At 43.0% G+C, this 19197-nt stretch carries 18 protein-coding genes; 10 read left to right on the top strand and 8 right to left on the bottom strand.

All coding sequences use genetic code 11. The features are described 5' to 3' along the window. Nucleotides 1-267 precede the first annotated feature (267 nt). Entirely contained in the window at nucleotides 268-4449 is a 4182-nt protein-coding gene (locus JKP82_RS09125; RefSeq protein WP_159531539.1) for an EAL domain-containing protein, read from the bottom strand. 112 nt (nucleotides 4450-4561) lie between these two features. Then, nucleotides 4562-5869: a ribonuclease J gene (locus tag JKP82_RS09120; RefSeq protein WP_373996592.1), complete on the bottom strand. Its 1308-nt coding sequence runs from the start codon at nucleotides 5867-5869 to the stop codon at nucleotides 4562-4564. 166 nt (nucleotides 5870-6035) lie between these two features. Here JKP82_RS09120 and JKP82_RS09115 point away from each other — a divergent pair, with 166 nt between their 5' ends. Continuing rightward, complete coding sequence (locus JKP82_RS09115) at nucleotides 6036-6692, top strand: YceH family protein (RefSeq protein WP_218396733.1); 657 nt, start codon at nucleotides 6036-6038, stop codon at nucleotides 6690-6692. On the opposite strand, the gene JKP82_RS09110 is transcribed toward JKP82_RS09115, so the two are convergent. From JKP82_RS09110 to JKP82_RS09095, 4 genes are all read right to left on the bottom strand, one after another. Continuing rightward, entirely contained in the window at nucleotides 6689-6919 is a 231-nt protein-coding gene (locus JKP82_RS09110) for a DUF2789 domain-containing protein (RefSeq protein WP_159531544.1), read from the bottom strand. The two genes, JKP82_RS09115 and JKP82_RS09110, sit on opposite strands and share 4 nt — an antisense overlap. Before the next feature lie 65 nt (nucleotides 6920-6984). Further along, nucleotides 6985-7335 (bottom strand): DUF2750 domain-containing protein, encoded by a 351-nt coding sequence (locus JKP82_RS09105; RefSeq protein ID WP_159531546.1) that lies wholly within the window; start codon nucleotides 7333-7335, stop codon nucleotides 6985-6987. Between the two features lie 16 nt (nucleotides 7336-7351). Further along, nucleotides 7352-8188: a LysR family transcriptional regulator gene (locus JKP82_RS09100; RefSeq protein WP_218396731.1), complete on the bottom strand. Its 837-nt coding sequence runs from the start codon at nucleotides 8186-8188 to the stop codon at nucleotides 7352-7354. Between the two features lie 128 nt (nucleotides 8189-8316). Next, complete coding sequence (locus tag JKP82_RS09095) at nucleotides 8317-8484, bottom strand: hypothetical protein (protein WP_201299263.1); 168 nt, start codon at nucleotides 8482-8484, stop codon at nucleotides 8317-8319. A 388-nt stretch (nucleotides 8485-8872) separates the two neighbouring features. On the opposite strand from JKP82_RS09095, the gene JKP82_RS09090 reads away from it, so the two are divergent. Then, the gene (locus JKP82_RS09090) at nucleotides 8873-9232 is read left to right on the top strand and encodes a MaoP family protein (protein WP_159531550.1); all 360 of its coding nucleotides are present in this window, start codon (nucleotides 8873-8875) and stop codon (nucleotides 9230-9232) included. Nucleotides 9233-9498: 266 nt separating this feature from the next. Continuing rightward, nucleotides 9499-10242: a PRC-barrel domain-containing protein gene (locus JKP82_RS09085; RefSeq protein WP_159531552.1), complete on the top strand. Its 744-nt coding sequence runs from the start codon at nucleotides 9499-9501 to the stop codon at nucleotides 10240-10242. A 40-nt stretch (nucleotides 10243-10282) separates the two neighbouring features. Here JKP82_RS09085 and JKP82_RS09080 read toward each other — a convergent pair whose 3' ends face one another. Further along, on the bottom strand, nucleotides 10283-10624 hold the full coding sequence (locus JKP82_RS09080) for an ArsR/SmtB family transcription factor (protein WP_159531554.1): 342 nt from the start codon (nucleotides 10622-10624) through the stop codon (nucleotides 10283-10285). A 187-nt stretch (nucleotides 10625-10811) separates the two neighbouring features. Between JKP82_RS09080 and JKP82_RS09075 the strand changes: the two genes are divergently transcribed. Together JKP82_RS09075 and JKP82_RS09070 are read left to right on the top strand one after the other, a co-directional pair. Further along, nucleotides 10812-11162 (top strand): rhodanese-like domain-containing protein, encoded by a 351-nt coding sequence (locus JKP82_RS09075; RefSeq protein WP_159531556.1) that lies wholly within the window; start codon nucleotides 10812-10814, stop codon nucleotides 11160-11162. A 73-nt stretch (nucleotides 11163-11235) separates the two neighbouring features. Beyond that, a complete protein-coding gene (locus tag JKP82_RS09070) occupies nucleotides 11236-12171 on the top strand; it encodes a LysR family transcriptional regulator (RefSeq protein ID WP_159531558.1) in 936 nt (311 codons plus the stop codon). Between the two features lie 72 nt (nucleotides 12172-12243). On the opposite strand, the gene JKP82_RS09065 is transcribed toward JKP82_RS09070, so the two are convergent. After that, nucleotides 12244-12849 carry an exopolysaccharide biosynthesis protein gene (locus JKP82_RS09065; RefSeq protein ID WP_159531559.1) on the bottom strand — a complete coding sequence of 202 codons (606 nt, stop codon included), beginning with the start codon at nucleotides 12847-12849 and terminating at the stop codon, nucleotides 12244-12246. A gap of 577 nt (nucleotides 12850-13426) precedes the next feature. Between JKP82_RS09065 and JKP82_RS09060 the strand changes: the two genes are divergently transcribed. The 5 genes from JKP82_RS09060 (at nucleotide 13427) to JKP82_RS09040 (ending at nucleotide 19105) form a co-directional block, all read left to right on the top strand. After that, on the top strand, nucleotides 13427-14758 hold the full coding sequence (locus tag JKP82_RS09060) for a sigma-54-dependent transcriptional regulator (protein ID WP_159531561.1): 1332 nt from the start codon (nucleotides 13427-13429) through the stop codon (nucleotides 14756-14758). A gap of 17 nt (nucleotides 14759-14775) precedes the next feature. Then, nucleotides 14776-15000, top strand: a complete 225-nt coding sequence (locus tag JKP82_RS09055; RefSeq protein WP_057791242.1) for a hypothetical protein — start codon at nucleotides 14776-14778, stop codon at nucleotides 14998-15000. 4 nt (nucleotides 15001-15004) lie between these two features. Continuing rightward, on the top strand, nucleotides 15005-16519 hold the full coding sequence (locus JKP82_RS09050; protein ID WP_159531563.1) for a sensor histidine kinase: 1515 nt from the start codon (nucleotides 15005-15007) through the stop codon (nucleotides 16517-16519). Further along, nucleotides 16509-16961 (top strand): response regulator, encoded by a 453-nt coding sequence (locus JKP82_RS09045; protein WP_013783668.1) that lies wholly within the window; start codon nucleotides 16509-16511, stop codon nucleotides 16959-16961. Before JKP82_RS09050 ends, JKP82_RS09045 begins: the two co-directional genes overlap by 11 nt. A 158-nt stretch (nucleotides 16962-17119) precedes the next feature. Beyond that, nucleotides 17120-19105: a response regulator gene (locus JKP82_RS09040; protein ID WP_159531565.1), complete on the top strand. Its 1986-nt coding sequence runs from the start codon at nucleotides 17120-17122 to the stop codon at nucleotides 19103-19105. Nucleotides 19106-19197 lie beyond the last annotated feature (92 nt).

Raw genomic sequence — 19197 nt, 5'->3', positions numbered from 1 at the left:
AGGTCACTCATATGTTGTTATAATGTAGCTTATTTTTACAATCATTTCACAGATCTCTAATAAGCCTTATTTTCAGATGAATAACAAGCTTTTTAAACGGACGTTTACATTTCATGCGATGAATGACGTGGCGTAGCGCCTGAAATTTAGATTTCTTATAGTTCAGACTTAACTTCTATGATGATCTAATACGCGTCATTTTTAATCAAACATCCGTCATTCCAGCACTTTAGGAATTCCTCGGTATACTCTAATCGCAGAATTCACTCACCATTGTTTGTTCAGGTAAGGGGATAGTTCGCTGCTAGGCATAGGTTTAGCGTAAAAGTAGCCCTGATGTAATACACAGCCTTTCTCAGACAAACTTAATGCCTGCTCTTGAGTTTCAACCCCCTCAGCAACACTCAGCATATTTAAGCTGCTAGCGAGGGTAATTGTGGTGGTAACCAACGCGTCGTTAGCATTACCTGGTGCCATATCGTTAACGAAACTCTTGTCTATTTTAAGTACTGATAGTGGGTAACGCTTAAGATAACTTAACGACGAATAGCCCGTACCAAAATCATCTAACGCTAGAATGAAACCTGCATCAACGAAGCGTTCAATTTGACGCAGCGCATTGTCACTATCATCCATCAATACCCCTTCCGTAATTTCAAAACGAAACGCTTCCTTTGGTAAATTGAATTCTTTTAGTAACGAAAAAACACCCTCTAAATCAAATTCAGTTTTAAAATGAAGGGCAGATAAATTGATTGAAACGAAGCCTCTAAAGCCATCCTCATACCACATAGCGAGGTCTGCGGCAGCCCTACGCATCGCCGCTCGAGTCACTTCGATGATATACCTCAGCTCTTCTAATACTGGAATAAAGACGTCTGGGTAAATGGGATTACCATCTAGCTCACCACGCAGTAATAGCTCAACCCCTATGGTGTTTTTTTCGCGGGTATTAATGATTGGCTGGTAATGGTTGAAGAAACTGTCTTCAGAATAAGCCCGTTTTATAAGGTTTTCTGTGATGAGCCTATGTTTGGCCCTATCATTCATATCTTTTGTGAAATATGTGAAGCCACTAAGCGTATCTTTCTTTGCAGAATACATGGCCACATCGGCTTGCTTAATAAGCTCGGCGGGCTCTGTGGCATCATCGGGGTAAAAGGCAATACCCACACTACAAGATACACGTAGCACTTCATTGGCCAGCGAAATTGGTGTTTCTACCGACTCAATTAACTGTGCCACAAAAGAGGTTAGCCCGTCCGTGGTTTCCATGTCTTCAATGACAATCACAAACTCATCGCCGCCCAAGCGAGCTACGGTGCCTGCATCAGATGCCAAATTGCGCATTCGATTAGCCACCACCTTAAGTAGCTTATCGCCATAATCATGGCCTAGTGAATCGTTAATGCCTTTAAAGCGGTCTAAATCAACAAATAACACTGCAACATGGGTATTTTGTTGACGCGCCCCAGCAATGGCATGCTCTAATCTGTCCAGTAGCAAACTGCGGTTAACTAAGCCCGTCAGGCCATCGTAATTAGCAAGCTTTAACAATTTGCGTTCCGCATTTTTTTGCTCAGTAATGTCGGACACCACGAGCAAATAATGGTCAGGTTGCTCGCCCATTTCGTTACCTTTAACAGCACTAATGTCTATAAGTACGTCGTACTGCTTCGTGTCAGCGCCTTCAATTACCGCTTCGTCTTTCCAAAACTCTCCCCCTTTAAGATCAGAGAGCTTGCCAGATAGCTGCCATTCCAATGTAGGGTAACGGGTAAATAGCCTGTCAATTTGCTTTGCTAACGATTCTTTAGTGTTGAAATTAAATACGTTTTCAAATGCGGGATTTGCAGCCACTGGCACTTTATTTTTATCAAAAATAAGCACCCAGTCTCGGGTTTGGCGAAATGCATCGTTGAAAAGTAACGCTTGCTGCTGCGCTTTTTGGAGTCGAAATAGATGACGCTGTCGTGATACCACGTACGCAATGATAACCAGTAGTATCAAGGTGAAATACGCTGCATAGGCGAAGGGCGAACGCCATGGCACATAAGGCATATCAAACGTCAAAGTCGCCGGTAAAACGTTATATTCTACACTGCTGGCAAGTGGCCCCACTGTAAAGTGATAACGACCTGGCTCCAAGTTAGTTAGGGTGATTTTATCGTCTTCTGACACGCCCTCGCTGATAACTTGATTGTAGCGTAATAAGGTGTAGTGATACTTTGCTTTACCCACTCCATTCATCGACAAGGATGAAAAATGGATAGTCATTCCGTAATCTTGATAATCCAAACTGATATTCTGCCCGTTTAGATTGCCTAATGGGAGTGGAAGCTCACGAGAATCGACACTGACATCAGTAATGGCAGTTTGTCTTGAAACCAGGTTCGAGTTACTACCGATTTGTTTGAGTAAAGCAGGAGAGAAAACCACAACACCTGATGTTGAACCATAGGCGAGTCGCCCGTCAATGAGCTCAAGTGATGCGCCTTGATTAAACTCTGACACTGATAACTCTCGGCCATAAATAAAGTTTTGTACTTGAGCTGAGGCTGGTGAGTAACGATGCAATCCAGAATGCGAGCTAAACCAAATATCCCCATTACTGTCTTTTTGTAGACCGTAAACGATATTGGAGAGCAACAAGTTACTCTCGTTTAACTTATAAAGCGGCTCAAAAGTGTCGGCATCTACCCCGAATAACCCATAACCACTAAAAGCTAACCACAGCACACCTGTGTTATCGATAACCCATGACGTTATCGACCGTTCATTGGCTCGTTGCTTTTCTGAAAAGCGATAGACCAGTTCATGCGCTAAGGTAACAGGGTCAACCAGCCATAGTCCGCCAACCATGGCGAGAAACAACCGGTTGTCGTGATAAGAGGACGCACCTAAAAAGCCTATGGAAAAATTGATATCGAAGATATCCTCGTCCAAATCGATAATATCTAATTTTTGCGCTTCTAAGTTGTAGCGGTAGTAATGATTCCCAACAAAATATAAGTCGCCATCGGCACCTAAAGTAATGCTGGAGTTCCAGGCATTGAACACATCGTTATCAGAAGATGATTGCAGTGGAGGCATGGATAACTTTCCAGTACTGGGGTCGAATAACCGGATACCCATGTAAGTTTGCACATACAACCTGCCATCGCCCGTTGGTACTAACTTTTCAACCAGCCACTCTCTTTCGGCCACAAATTCACTATCAGAAGTAATGAATTGTTCAGATGTGCGCGTTACGAGGTTAAATCGATTCAGCCCATTTTCGGTTCCGATCCACAACACGTCTTTATCAGTTTGGGTTAAAGACCAAACCACACTGTCGCTTAGCGTTGTGCTTTTGTCATTTCGATTGTTTTGAATAGCGTAAATTTCGGCGCTTTTCACCCCAAAATACAGTGCCCCCGCATAGACCGAACTTAACCAAAGATTACCGGCATAATCGGTTTCAATATCAACAATGCGCTTGTTAGAAAGCTCTGTTCTGCCGTTATGAGGCTCAAGAATGTGTTCACTCACCCACTTATTTTGGCTAAGCTGTAATTCAAATAGGCCTTCGTTGGTGCCAAACCAAAATGCGTTGTCATCACGTTGCTCCATCGTCCAGACATTGCGGCTTTTGACTACCAGCTGAAACCCCGACGACTTGCCGCTAACAACATGAGATAACAATTCGGCTTTCGTGGTTTGAAATAACCCATTAACGGTACCTACCCAAATTCGGCCTTGTGTGTCATGCAGTAAAAACTTAGTATTTAGGTTATCCACATCGGGCTCAACGCCGTTTAGGTAACTAACGGAAATGGCTTCTGCATCAGCAATGGATAAATCAAGGGCATCCAATCCATCACTGGTGGCCAGTAACAGCCAATTGTCCACGACGATAATGTCTCGGATGAAATGCCGTTGAGCAATCAGTTCTTCACTTAGCGTGAATATCGACTCGTAAGACATGGTGTTAGTATCAAAGCGAACGACCTGTTCAGGCATGGCAATGAATAACGTGGTTTCATTTTGCCAAAAAAATTGACTCACATCCTGCAACCAATCTTCTTGGGTTGAAAAAGGCAACGCCACTTGTTTCGTGATGACTTGGGTGTTGAAATCAAGACGGTAAACACCCGATGCGTACGTGCTTATCCACAACGCTTTGTCAGTTTCCAGGCTAATCTTGTTTATTGAAGCATTAACGAAGAGGTCGTTAGGGCCTTTTATGATTTTGGTTCTAACACCATCCCAACGCGCCACGCCGCCATCAGTAGCTATCCACACAAAGCCATCCTTATCAATAGCGATGTCGTTAACTACGTCTTGTGGAAGCCCATTTTTAGTGGATAGCGATTGGAATACGGGATTTGAAAGACGGGGGGGCTCAGCGTAGCTAACAGTGCTAACGAAACAGACAGCAAACAAAACTGAGATTAGGTACCAGCGCATGACAACTCGCATGAATGAATCGTTATTATTATTTTTTATAGTGTATCAGAATGTTTGAGTAAATTGCAGTCAGTACCATTAAGTTACTAAGACGCTCGTCCGTTTCACTTTATTAGTCTTGTTGTACAGGAACTCGCCCAGTATTAATAACTTGCCGTCGGATGCTCGGTTGAGGTGCTAAGCGATACAAGTCACCGTTTTGCCCCACATAGTGTTTTTTTACACCACATTCCTTGGCAATCATCGCGTGTGCTTTAAGGTGCTCCTCTTCGCCGTGCACAGGAATAGCAATTTGAGGTTTCACCCAGTGATACATGAGTTTGAGTTCTTCGGCACACGGATGCCCGCTTGCATGAATGGGCAATTGACTCTCTTCACTCATTATTACCTTAACGCCTCTAGCACTAAGCACACTGTTTACCCGCTTGATGCTATCCTCATTGCCCGGTATCGCAATAGCGGAATAAATCACGGTATCGCCTTTGTCTAATTGCAAATGAGGGTGACTGTCATTAGCCATTCGAGAAAGGGCCGTATTTTTCTCACCCTGACTGCCTGTTGCCACCGCGAGTACTTCATTTGGTGGTAAGTACCCTAAGTGAAACGCATCTGCCACAGGCAAATCTACAGGCCAAATGTCTTGCTGGCGGGCAATGCTGTACATATTGATGAGTGAGCGCCCGTATAACGCAATGTAGCGCCCAGTTTTTTGGGCAACCCTTGCAAGGGTAATTAGCCGCGCTATGTTACTACCAAAACACGTTACGACTACTCTGCCCTTCAGTGGTTTAATTGTACTTAACAAACCATCATAGCAATTGCGTTCAGAGATTGAGAAACCCGGTTTTGTTGCATTGGTAGAATCCCCCACCATGGCAAGAATATTTTCGTTCCCTAAGGCGCGGTAAGTATTACTGTCAAAAGGCTTACCGGTAATAGGCTGCGCGTCTATTTTCCAATCGGCAGTATGCAAAACCGTGCCCGCTGATGTGGCTATTTTTAATGCATAAGGCTCGGGCAACGAATGGGTTACCGATAACCAACTTACATTAAATGGCCCCAGTGTCAGCGTTTGCTCAGTGGCAATCTCGACTATAGGCACTTTATTGACTAATTTTGTTTGTGCCAGTTTGCGGCGTAACACTTCGGCAGTAAACGAGGTGGTGTAGATGGGGCACTGAAAACGCGCCCATAGATACGGCAATGCGCCAACGTGATCTTCATGAGCATGGGTAATTACAATCCCCGCGATGTTTTCTTTTTGCGCTGCAATAAAGGAGGGATCTGGTGCCACTACCCTATGATGAGTTTGCTTATTTGTGCCAGAATAGCGATAAGGAGGAATAAGAGGTTCGTCGAACGACACCCCGCAATCTACCATTAACCACTTGCCGTCATGCCCATACAGGTTCAGGTTCATGCCTATTTCGCCCGTTCCCCCTAAGGGCAAAAACCAAAGTTCCTCTTTTTTCGGCGTTATCAAACCTTAACCACTCCTTTAACTGCTTGCAGGTTAGAATATAAAACTTCCATGAGAGTTGTTACTATACTTTCATACGTAAATACTTAAAGACCGAATATCTGTCATGACCACGACTTTATCTGATATGGAAGCACGTGTTATTGGTGTATTGCTTGAAAAGTCAGTCACTACGCCAGAACAATACCCTTTGTCACTTAATGCGCTGACCAATGGGTGTAACCAAAAAAGTAACCGATTGCCCGTGACCCAGTTAACTGAAGACGAGGTAATCAAAATTCTTGATGGGTTGAAAGGCAAACGAATTGTTCAAGCTTCGTCTGGTTACGGTAGCCGTGTGGACAAGTACTCTCATCGTTTTTGCAATACCGAATTTGGCGATATAAAACTGAGTGATCATCAACAGGCCATTGTTACTGAACTTTTGCTACGTGGTCCGCAAACACCCGGTGAACTGAGGGGGCGGTGCCAGCGATTAGCTCAGTTTGCCGATATCAGTGATGTAGAGGCAACCATCAGCAGCTTACTTGCTTACCAGCCCGATGCGCTTATTTACTCATTACCAAGAGAGTCAGGTAAAAGAGAGATACGCTATAACCACACATTTTGTCAGCTAGATGAGAACGAGAATAATAACAGTGGCAGTGAAAGCAAAAACGAAAACACTGATACTGTTGAAACACTAAAAGCGGCTCTACTGCAAGTAAAAGCCACCCTTGCCGATTTAGAATCGAGAATTAATGACTTAGCATCTGGCGACTAGTGCAAACGTACGTTAAGTTGGTCAATAACTTCAGCCCAATCAGCGTCGTCTTCGATAGCCGTTTTCAAGAAATCCGCTTGGCTTTCAGACCAAAACGGCGCTTCGAAAATATGTTGGCGCTTATTTAAGCCTTTGTGCGTTTCAATAAAACTTTCTATCGCTTCATCGCTACTAGCTAGCCCTAACTGTTCAAACAAACTGCTCATAGTCGGTTGTTCAGTAAACATGGTAGCTCCTCTTCAATCATGATAATCCGTTAATATTGAAACGCTAAAAGCAAATGATGGGATCATTAAATTTGCTGTGCAAATTCCTCTGGTTCCATCACTTCACCTTCTTCTCCTGGTACCGGACAAACCATAACCGTAAGATTGTCTTGCGTCATGCCGCCCACCCATTTGTTAAGAAAGTCTTTGGTAGAGATTTCCATCGCTTCACAGTCTGACCAATCTTCAGTTGCCCATAGCAAAGCAAGAGATGATTCTGGCCATACAGGAATGCCATCTTCATCGTCTGTCGTTAACATCACGCAACCATGCTCATCTTTAAGAATGAAAAGCTTGCCCGAGGTTTTAATTAATTCAACGCTGGCTTCTAAGCGTTCGAACGCGTTCATTTGTAATAGTGGGTGTTGAGTCGTCATAATTTTCTCTTTGCTATTAGGCAGGGTGTATGGCCGATACACTGGTAATCAAGGCTTCAAGCCCTACACGCCTGACTTGTTTCATGGTGTGAAGATAAACTTTCATCGTTATACTTTCTAAAGGCTGTATTAGTGAAATTGCGATAGTTGGATCAAGTTGATTTACCGTTCCTTCAGGGAGTACAGCAACGCCACCTTCATATTGTAGGTTATTTAGGGCTAAGTTGAGTGAGTTCGTCCGCAGTTTAGCATCACGAAGCTGAGGGTATAACGTAAGCAATAGATCTCTGGCTTTGCTGCCCCAATCAATGGCCACAAACTCTGCCGCGTCTACCACATTACCGCCTTCGCCGATTCGGTATAACCCTAATTGTTTTTCCAGTAACACTTCACTTTTAACTTCTTCTGACTTTAGCGGCTCTGTTGAAAAAGCTAAGTCAGTCACCCGCTCGTGTAATTGACGAGATAAGCCATCGAGGGAGAGTACTTCTGCTTTAACTGACCAATCGGGAAAGGTATTGTGAAGGTGACTCAAGGTGGTTGGCAACATTAATTCACTGGCTAACTGCGTTGCACCGCACACTACATATTCAGAAGATTGAATTTGTAGCTCTTGCTTAGCTTCATTAAGCGTACTGCAAAGTTGGCGTGCATACGGCAACAGCTTTTCACCCGATTGGGTTAGCTGAATACTATTGCGCTGGCGTATGAATAGCGTGGTATGAAAATATTCTTCTAGCAACTTGATCCGCGCACTTACCGCAGATTGCGTTAGATAAAGATTTTCAGCTGCTTTGCCAAAATGTCGGGTTTTTGCAACTTCAATAAATGTGGTGAGAAAGCGTATATCCATGCTTCTTACAAAACCGATAAATAAGTGATTGTAAACTGTCACAGATAATACGGCATGTAAACACAAAAGCACAGCAGCGCACTGCTATAAAAGCAGTGCGCTGTATTTATTTTCAACTAAGAAGCGTATTAACTGCCTTCGTGCATCAAACGGCGCTGTTTCTCTCGACGTTGTAAGTCACGATTTTGTTTGTTCTTTACGCTTTGGTGGCGCTTAGCGCTCACCTTCTTGGTGTGAAAGTCTTCCTCTTCTACCGAGTCCAATTCTTCACTTTGGTAACGATAGTCTTTACTCATGTCTATCTCTAGGTTATTGCCACTTCGTCATTATTGTCTTGGCACCAAAAATAGAAAACGAATTTTTATCATCGTTGCGACAATAATTTTTTATAGTGGGTTTCGCTCACGTATTTCGCATTATCCCCTCAATTCACCTACGCCCAGGCACCTCTTCAATGCTGAATCAAAAAAACAGCAAAATTACATTATATTCATAACCTTATATAAAATTAAAAGAAAAAATATTTACACACACACACTTTTTACACCCCACAAACTCGTACATATTTACACTTTATATTTTCCAACAAAATTTTTTATTGATAAGGAAAAAATGTTTTGTTTTATGTTCTGATTCTTTTGTCTTAAAAGTTCGCTTGAAGACAACTCAATGCTGGGTACAACCATGAAAAATTTATCAATCCGCGTTTCTCAAAAACCTTTTATAGATAGACAAAAATTTCCTTATGGCTTTCGAAAATCTGGCGATTTCAGTATTGGTGAGGCAGATATACTAACCGGTTATGGAAAAACCCTGCTGGCACTGGAATGTGGAGAGTTAGCACCAGAGACGGATGATGAGCGCCATTTTCTAGACTTTATTAATGGTAAAGTGGAAGCTGACAATACTGTTGAGCGCACTTGGGCCAAGTATGTACGCTTGTCTCGAGGCAAGAAACATTTCTATACACTGCATAGCAGCGCCGCGAGTAACCAATCAGATTACGATGAAGATTACAGTGATGAAGCATTCGATGTAGCCTAATTACAACTCAACATCGCCTCAACCAGCTTGGTGCCAATCGGGCTGGTTGATTTTATTTGTGATATGCCCCGTTATTCCCCACTTTGTTGATCCATATCTAGATTGCGCTCGAACAAATCTTTGCATATTTGTAATGTTCAAACAGATGGTTCTATATTAATAACTTAGCATTGTGAAATTGCTATTTTACGCAAACCACGCTGTTGAAAAATAGTAGAACAATATCTAATGAATTACCCAAGCCACAAGGCAAAGGAGGCGCAGCGATGATGGTGTCATATAAACAGATTAAACATTTTTCAATTCATGCTACCGATAAGGACATAGGCGGCGTACGAGATATATTGTTTGACGATAAAGATTTCGTCGTGAGGTATGTGGTTGCCGATACGAATACATGGCTTCCCCTTAGCAGGAAAGTGGTGATATCACCTATTTCGGTCACACGGTTGGATCAAGAAGAAGAAACCGTGGATGTTTCCATGACTGCAGACACGCTTAAAAACAGCCCATCAATTGACGAACATAAACCTGTTTCAAGAGAATTTGAAGAAACATTATTTCGTTACTTTGGTTATGGTTATTACTGGATAGGCCCTGGCGCTTGGGGCGATTTCGCTCATCCCAATCAACTAGCCGATCCTGAGTTAACGGCCATGGGTAAAGAAGAACTAGAAAATAAACCTGAAAATCACTTACGGGCTTGCGGAGAAGTCAGTGGTTACGAAGTGGCAACCCAAGATGATAATGTAGGACATATTAGCGATTTCGTGTTTGATACTGAGGGGTGGCAGATTCAGTTGTTAGTGGTTGATACAAATAACTGGCTTCCTGGTGGTAAAAAGCTTGCAGTACTGCCCTCTGACATCAGGAAAATTGATTGGTCTTCTCACAATGTCTCTGTCGACCTAACCCACGAGGGATTGATGGCTAGACCGGAAGTTGACCTTGATAAATTGAGTGACGCTGCATATGTAGAGGCATTGGTGGCAAACGCTAAACTTGTCTAGCTGGACGAGTACAATTCGAACAAGAGCGATTAACTATCAGTTAAGTTAAGTCGTTCTGAGCGCAAAAGAACTTGTGGAGCAAGCCTATGGTTTGCTTCACCCTTTCATCGGCCAATCGATAATAAATGGTTTGTCCGTCTCGGCGTGTGGCCACCATTTTAGATTCTCTTAATAGTGCTAGATGCTGTGAAATTACTGGCTGTGAAACGTCTACATGGTCTAACATTTGAGTAACAGATAACTCTTTGTCCATTAAAGAACACAACACCATTAAACGGGTTTTATTTGCCAACTGCTTAAGATAAAGCTCAGCTTCCATTGTATATTGAGCCATTTCGCTCATATTCACAGATAAATCATCAACGGCTAAATTATCAGTCATAACAACTCACTTATAAAGTTACGTAAACAGGCTACCACCCTGCCACCTTATACTAAAGTATACTACTATAGCGGTGAACGCCAAAACTCAATGTCACTTTTTTATAAAAATATAATAAAAGCAGAAGGTAGAAAATATAGCGCATTCCTTATATAGTAAACTTATTATTATTCTTCAAGGTGCCTCAATGTTAATTGATATCAGTACTAGAATCGCCAATATCCCTTTCCCCATTCGTTGTATAACGGCTAAAGAAGCAATGCAGGAAATATCTTCTAATCATGGGTTATTACTAGATGTTCGTGAACCCGCAGAGGCAGCTTCTAGCCCTGTAGAAGCTGCGTTAAATATTCCTCGTGGCGTACTTGAGATGAAAGTTATCGAAAAATGTAAAGATGCTAAATTTCCAATCTATATTCATTGCGCCTCAGGCATTCGTGCTAAGTTAGCTGCCGAACAGCTAATGAACATGGGGTATGACAACGTGAGCGTGGTAACGTGTTCAATTAGCGATATTAAGCAAGCCACCGACGCATAAGCGCTGACAGCCTCTGGCCGCTTGTGGTATAACCGCGCTATACTGTGACAGAATAATCGATTAGAGCTCGCGGATGTTAAAATCTACGTTAGAACAGTGGCGCATGTTTAAGGCAGTGGTTGATGCGGGAGGCTTCAATCAAGCTGCCGCATTAGTGCACAAGAGCCAATCTAGTGTGCATCACGCAGTTCAAAAGTTAGAAAACGCCATTGGCGTTGTGCTGTTTGAAAACAGTGGGCGTAAAGTAAAACTCTCTCCTCAAGGCGAGTTAATGTATCGGCGAGCGGCGTTTGTATTAAATGAAGCTCAGAAGTTAGAAGCTGTAGCGGCTAGCTTACAAGCGGGAACCGAAACCCTTCTTCGCATCGCTGTTGATATCATTTTCCCATCAGACTTACTTTATAATGTATTGAGCAAAGTGTCTGAAGAATTTCCTCTTCTACGTATCGAGATTGAAGAAACCGTGTTAAGCGGCGCTAACTCCTTGCTTGATAGTGGCAATGTCGATATCGCGATTTCACCTTTCCCCTACCCCGGCGGATTCAGTGAAGATTTATGCGAGATAGACTTTGCCGCTGTAGCGCATGTCGATCATCCTTTGCACGCTCTCGACCGTGCGTTAACACTAGAAGATTTGAAGTCGCATCGTCAAATTGTAGTAAGGGATTCATCGGCTGAACGTAAAGTTGATGCAGGTTGGCTTGGCGCTGAGCAACGCTGGACGGTTAGCCACATTAGAACGTCAGTAGATATGATTTCTCAAGGACTTGGATTTGCTTGGTTACCTATCGCTATCATTAAAAAAGAATTAGAAGAAGGGCTATTGCTGCCACTACCTCTTGATAGCAGCAGCGGTTTACGCCGCGCTATGCTTTATCTCACATTCGAAGATGGCGATGGTCTAGGGCCCGCAGCGAGAAGCTTTATCGGTGAACTTCGATACCAATCGATGCAGCTTCCTTCTGCTGATGGCATGCTTGAACAATGCGTAGAGTCTTTACAGCGGTAGCTTAAGCAGTGGCAACCTGTTAGCGCCGAATTATACTTAATTTTTTGTTCTGTAATTGAAAGCTGAGTTCGCCTATCCAATACCTAGCGCTAATTGTTGGCCCCCATACAAAAAGCCAAATAGGGCAATGGACAATCCAAATAGTGCTACCGCACCGTCATCTGTTGCCATACCTATAGCCATAATCAATACTGCAAACGCCGGTATTAACCCCATGAACGGCACTAACTCTAATGGCACCATCATCAATCCACAAGCCGCGCAGCTCAGCGCAATGAGAGAACGAAACACAGGTTGACGCATAAAAAACCAGCGTGGCATTAAGAAACGATCAAACCTTACCGCCACGGGTTTCATTTTATTAACCAAAAATTCTATTCGCTCAGCATCCATTTCAATTTTCATAATGGTAGCGGGAAGCCACGGGTGACGTCGACCGAGTAAAATTTGCATTGCTATCAGTAAAATTGTCACACCGGTAATGGTGGGCACACCGGGGATGGCTCCTATGGGCGTTGCCGCAATAAACGCAGGCAAAGCTAACATGGGTCCAAACCCCCTTTTTTCCATGGCATTCCAAAACTCGGAAAACGCCATAACATCAGTGGTGTTTTTAGGCTGCATCTTTCCCAACAACTCATAAAGTGTCATTGATCTTGCACCGGTTTCCTTAAACATTTTCATTCCCTATATATGGCTAAGACAACTGCCTTATTTCCATCGAAACCTATGCGTCTTGGGTGATAGCGAAGCGCAATACGCTTTGGTTATTCCATCAATAAATAAACTTGTTGAGCAATATCACCGTACACACCGCTTATACTTAACGCTGACTACAGGTAAAAATCTGAGATAAATTTTTCAGAAATTTGGACATTAGCGCTGAGTTTTCGCATTCGGTTACAGAGCTACAATGCGAATGACAATGCGATAATTGTGCCATTGGAGTTGGTCGCTGTTTCAATCTGTGCTTTTTTGGTAGCAAACGGCACAATCTGTGCTTTATCAGGTAAAGATATGTCGGTGTGCGGATTATATTTAGCTAGCCATCGTTTAATTTAATGCGTGGAACGCATCGTAACGCTAGCTAAAAGATATTGCTGCATTGTTCAACCAAAGTTGAGTATGAATGCGACAAGGTCTACGTTTGAATGTAATAATGCACAAATAATTATAAAATCTGGTCAATTCACCTACCCAAGTCACTTAGTGTAGCTATCAGGAAGTGGTTGGTCATTACAGAAGGGATATTCAAGTGTTAACTGTTTTACTTGTAGATGATGATGCCGAGTTTACCGAGGTGGCCTGCACTATTATTGAGTTTCTCGGTCACGAAGTACTAACCGCAGCCACATTAGGCGAAGCGCGAGACTGGTTAAAGAAAGAAACTTTCGATCATGTATTACTTGATTTCATGTTGCCAGATGGCAGCGGCGCGCACTTGTTCGATGAACTTAACGCCCTTCCTAAACGCCCACGTATTACCCTTATTACCGGACACCCATCGGTAAAAGGTGTCATTAAAGGCTTATGTGGCCCCAATATTGATTACCTTGTTAAACCTATTCAACGTGAAGACATTGAAGCGGTATTAACGGGGAAACCTAAAGTTGCTGAAGATACCAGCGAAAAAATCGAAAAGCATTTCGACTTACTTATTGGCGAGTCTGCGCCAATGAAAGAACTCTACAAACTAATTGAAAGAGTGAGCAGAACGAGCGCTAACGTCATGCTGCTTGGCGAAAGTGGTGTAGGTAAAGAGGTAGTGGCAGCCGCCATTCACCGCGCCTCTCAAAGTGAAGGGCCTTATGTCGTCACTAACTGTGGTGCCTTTTCAAAAGAACTGATTGGTAGCGAATTATTTGGCCATGAAAAAGGCGCCTTTACTGGTGCAGTTGGCCGTAAAGAAGGAGTTTTTGAACAAGCTGAAGGCGGGTGTTTATTCTTAGATGAAATCACTGAAATGCCTATCGACATGCAGCCTAACTTACTACGCGTGTTGGAAAATAAAGTGGTTATTCGTGTTGGCGGTACTAAAACCATACCGGTTAATTGCCGCGTAGTGTCAGCCACCAACCGAACCATGGAAGAAATTGCACAAAGCAAAGTGCTACGTGAAGATATCTACTTCAGACTCGCGGTGTTTCCAATCACCATACCCACTTTGCGCGAACGCAAAGAAGACATTCCTCTATTAGCTAAAACCTTTATTGAAGAATTTAATAAAGACAATGGTTCTGAATTTAGTTGGCAAGAAAGTCAGCTAAACACCTTACAAGCCTATGATTGGCCGGGTAACGTGCGTGAATTAAGGCACTTTGTTCACCGTGCAGCCATTATGAGCGACCCGACAAAACAAGTGATAGAGCTTCCTAAAACCATAGAGTCGCCTTTTGCTAAAAAGCAAAGTACAGCGCCAGCACTTCAAGCTGGACGTACTATTGAGGATGTTGAAAAGGAACTTATTTACGCCACGCTTGAGAAAGTAAATGGAAATAAGACCATGGCCGCTGACATGCTCGGGATAAGTACTAAGACCCTATACAATCGACTTCACGCGTATGGCGATTTGGTCAAAGAAGACTAATAAGGCAGGAAAAAGTTATGACAGAAGATGAGTTTGCCCGATTGAGCACCTATGTACACGATGCACGCAAACCCCTGAATCGCATTTCTATGCAAGCTGAATTGGTAAAAATGGCGCTTAATGGCGAAGTTCCCGCCCAAAAAGCGATGGCAGCATTGGATAAAATAATTTCCAGTGCAAAAGATTGCAGTGACTCCCTTTCTGAAATGACTTCAGATTTTGGCGACACATTATTGGATTGATGTAATGCTTAACAAAGTTTTGTCTTCGCTATACAGCTGGGTGATCATGGTGGTATTCGTGATTGCTATTATTACTGCGAATTCATTTTATGTGGTTCAAACCCTTGATGACTTGTCAGCCCTTGAAGCGCGTTTGTTTACCACAAGCCGCGTGATAAGTGCGGTGAACAAGTTGCATGTGGCCGTGTTGCGCGCCGAATCTGGCACACGAGGTTTCCTTCTTACCGAAGACGAAGCCTACCTTGAGGAATACACCGAAACCTTAAACAATTTCACTGCGTTAGCAGACGAAGTTGAAGTAAGTGCGTTAGCATCCGACCTGCCGCAACAGTCGCAACGAATTGAAAAATTACTCGCCCTTACCCGCGTTAAAATAAATGGTATGGTCCGGATTGTAGAGCTGGTAAGAGTAGGTGATTTAAATCAAGCCTTCACCTTGCTTGAAAGTGATAGGGGCCTTGATTTATACAACGATTTTGAGAACATGTTCGAACGCATTGATTCGTCTGAAAGAGATATCCAAGGCACGCACCTAGCAAGCTTAATGAAGCTAAGGCGTGACTCGGTGAATACACTATTAATCTCTTCCGGTACCACTCTATTTCTTATTATCTCAATCTTCTTGTTGTTAAAAGCCAACATTCGAGAAAATGAAAAGCATAAAGATACCCTTGTTGACGTTAATGAAGACCTAGAACATAAAATTTCAGAACGAACTCAGGAACTACGAATTTACTCAGATGAATTAGCCCGCAGTAACCGAGAGCTTGAAGACTTTGCCTTTGTGGCGTCTCACGATCTTCAAGAGCCGCTTCGTAAAATTCGCGCATTCGGTAACCGATTAGACTCTGGCTACAAAGATGTAATGGATGAACGTGGACAAGACTTTCTTGCCCGTATGCTTAATGCGGCAGAGCGTATGTCTATGTTGATTTCTGACCTTTTGTCTTTTTCTCGGGTTTCTACACGAGGCAAAGATTTCGAGCAAGTGAATGTCGGTGAAGTTATCGATGGTGTACTAGGTGATTTAGAAATAGCCATCGAAGAAAAAGGTGCCAATGTTGTTGTGCAGGATATTCCAACTATTCGCGCAGACAAATCACAAATTGATCAGCTGTTTCTAAACTTGTTATCTAACGCTCTGAAATTTCAAACCGCTGACAAAGAGCCTCTTATTGAAATTACAGCTACAACACCAAGTGAAGCTGACATGAAAGACATATTGTTAGCTGACGAGTATGACTGGATTAAAATTCAAATTTCAGACAACGGCATTGGCTTTGAACAAAGTTTTGCAGAAAAGATTTTTGCCCCATTTCAACGCTTACACGGAAGAAGCGAATACAAAGGAACGGGGATTGGCCTAGCGGTATGCCGACGCATTGTTGAACGTCACAATGGACAAATTTCGGCAAAAAGCTCGCCAGGAAAAGGGGCAACCTTTACTATCCTTCTGCCAACAAACAGTGAGCCTTTTGGCTCTCTAAATAATAATGGAGATACCACACATGACGCGTAAACAAACCCAACCAATTAATATTCTTATGGCAGATGACGATGAGGACGATCGTCTATTAACCGTTGACGCATTGAAAGAAAGCCGTGTGTTAAACAACTTATTTTGTGTTGAAGATGGCGTGGAGTTACTCGAATTTTTACGCCACGAAGGTAAATATACAGATGCGAGCAAAGCGCCCCGCCCCAGTTTAATTCTGTTAGACCTCAACATGCCACGTAAAGACGGCAGAGAAGCGTTACAAGAATTGAAAACCGATCCTAAATTACGTGGCATCCCAGTGGTCATTCTGACTACATCTAAAGAAGAAGAAGACATGCTTCGTGGATATGACTTGGGCTGTGCTTCCTATATCACTAAACCTGTGAACTTCGAAGGACTCGTCGAGCTAATGCGCGCACTAGGTCGCTACTGGATTGAATTTGTAGAATTGCCACACGATTAATTGAATCATATTTATTCGATTCAAGCTGTTATGAGTCAATATTTTGGGCTCAGTAAATTGTTACTCATGTTGTACGGCGCTAACCATTAGGGCCGCTATGTTTGAAAGCGCTAGCTATTCAGCGCTAAGTTACGACCAAATGTTTTATGGAGCGCACAGTGACCGAAGTTATCCGGGTTTTACTGATTGAAGATGACGAAGATGATTATTTCCTAACATCGGATTATTTACTTCAATACGAAGAACCCCGTTTTCAGCTTACCTGGGTGACCAACAGTGCCGACGCCATAGACGCGTTACAACGTCGTAATTTCGACTTGTGCCTGCTCGACTATCTGCTTGGCGCAGAAAACGCCGTAGATGTGTTGGAAGTGCTGAAATCGAATCAGTTTAACCTTCCGGTGGTTATTTTAACCGGTCAGTCAGACTCTCAGGTTGACGAATTGGTTATGCGAGCAGGTGCAGCCGATTACCTGCAAAAAACAGAAATTGAGTCACCGCGTTTCATGCGAACCATTCGCTATGCCATGGTGCGACGAGAGATAGAAAACGAGCGATTAGAAAGACACAAAGTAGAACAACAGAACAAAGCGAAAGATAAATTTTTGGCTCACTTAGGCCACGAACTTCGCACCCCGCTTACGTCTATTTTAGGTTACACAGAGCTGCTATTAGATGACAAAGGTAATGACCCTTTAGCGCAAGAGCTTTCTATTATTTACTCTAATGGAAAGCACTTACTTGGCCTGTTAAATGACCTTCTAGATATGTCTCGCATTATGGCTGACAAACTTGAACTTAATATCAAAGAGGTACATTTAGGCCCGTTCCTTACTGATATCCACTCGTTAATGCGATTAGCAGCGAAAGATAAAGATCTTGTTTTCGATGTAATCGCAGAAACCAAGATACCTGAAGTGATTGAAACTGACCCTACTCGTTTGCGTCAGGTATTAATCAACTTAGTCAGTAACGCTGTGAAATTTACCGATACAGGAGCCATTACCGTCACGGTAGAAGTTCGCCCTCCAGCGCCTGGTAAAATCAACGAACGGTTACACTTTATTGTTGAAGATACCGGCATTGGCATGCCACCAGATAAGCTAGAGAAAATCTTTCAGCCTTTTGAGCAAATCGAAGATATTATGCGTGCAAACCATGGCGGAGCTGGTTTAGGTTTAGCAATAAGCCGTGAACTCGTTGCTAAGCTAGGCGGAAGTATTAATGTAGATTCCGTTTTTGGCAAAGGCAGTCGCTTTTCGTTCTCCATCGATCCCGGTGACATTAGCAAACAAAGTCGTGCTCATCTTGCGCTTAAGCCACCTAGCAGGGCTGAAGCCAGTAATTTGGATTTACAAGTTACTGGCAAGGTGTTGATTGTTGATGATATTCGTGAGATTCGCCGCTTAACAGGGCACTTGGTTAGTCAATGTCATGCAACTGTAGCGTATGCTGAAAACGGGGTTAAAGCGTTGGAGGCTGTTTTACAAGCCGAGGAAGATAACGACCCCTTCCATTTAGTGTTAATGGATATCCACATGCCAGTAATGAATGGCATTGAAGCCCTTCATGCAATAAGACGGCATAAGAGCAACGTACCTGTTGTGGCAGTCACAGCCGCTAGTCGTAAAGGATTAAAACAATCTCTAATGGATGATGGGTTTGACAATGTTATTGGAAAACCTATTGAACGGGCTGCCCTTACTGAGGTGCTAGACCAATATTTAGTGCGGTCTCAAGGACCAGCCGTGTCGAAAATAGAAACCGTTAAAACAGTAACTCAAAGTACTCAAGCTCAACCCACCTCTAAAAAGGTATTAGTGATAGAAGACGATGAGGACGCAGCTGAGTTATTACAATTATTTTTGGTACATCAAGGCCATGATGTTATTACGGCAAATACGGGCGCAGATGCTATTGAGCGTATGAACGAAGTGGTATTTGACCATGTGTTAATGGATTTAACTCTTCCCGACTATCACGGGTATGACTTAGCGGCCGAGTTGAACCAAATTCAGCCCAAGGCGAAGTTGGTTATTGTCAGTGGAAACGAGCCGGATAAAGATACAATGAAGCACTTAGGTGTTAGCCAGTCGCTGCTAAAGCCGGTGAGCAAAGAAGATTTAATAAGTGTGGTGTCTTAAAAAGACGCCAAAAGATACTGTTAGCTGCCTTCTTGTAGCTAACTTGCCCTCACACGATTTGTAGAATTCTTATCGATTACGAAATTATTACA

Source organism: Alteromonas lipotrueae (assembly GCF_019249215.1).
Lineage (GTDB): Bacteria > Pseudomonadota > Gammaproteobacteria > Enterobacterales > Alteromonadaceae > Alteromonas > Alteromonas lipotrueae.
The sequence above is the reverse complement of the archived record's forward strand: the minus strand, read 5'-3'. Positions and strand labels throughout refer to the sequence as shown.